We start from the raw sequence: 542 nt of genomic DNA on the forward strand, positions 1-542 counted from the left end.
CGGTATTCCCGAGGATGTATTTTCATTGACGATTCAACGAAAATGGCATTTCCGGCCTGTGCACAGGCCGCTAATAACAAGAGCCCTCGCATGTCCCGTCTTGCCCGGTATTCCCGAGGATGTATTTTCATTGACGATTCAACGAAAATGGCATTTCCGGCCTGTGCACAGGCCGCTAATAACAAGAGCCCTCGCATGTCCCGTCTTGCCTCGCTGCGTCCCGCACTGCCAATTCTCATTGGCGCCTCCGTCATGCTGTCGCTCGCCATGGGCCTGCGGCAGAGCCTGGGCATTTTCGTGCCGCCCCTGACCCGCGACATCGGGATTTCAGTGGGCGATTTCACGATTGCCGTGGCGGTACAAAACCTCACCTGGGGTGTGTTGCAGCCATTTGCCGGCGCGCTGGCGGTACGAACCGGGTTCCGCCCGCTGATGGTCGGGGGCGCGTTGCTGTACCTGATCGGGCTGGTGCTGCTCGCCACGTCCCACGGACTCTGGGCGGTCGTGCTCGGCGCCGGGGTGCTGATCGGCATGGCGATGGC

Annotated in this window: 1 protein-coding gene; it reads left to right on the forward strand. The window is 60.9% G+C overall.

Features of this window, described 5'->3' with window-relative positions; translation table 11 throughout:
- Window positions 1–195: 195 nt before the first annotated feature.
- Window positions 196–542, forward strand: a 347-nt coding sequence (locus tag AB4Z35_RS30170; RefSeq protein WP_442101182.1) for an MFS transporter, incomplete at its 3' end; no start/stop codon positions are given.

It is taken from the genome of Pseudomonas sp. KB_15, assembly GCF_052114525.1.
Taxonomy (GTDB): domain Bacteria; phylum Pseudomonadota; class Gammaproteobacteria; order Pseudomonadales; family Pseudomonadaceae; genus Aquipseudomonas.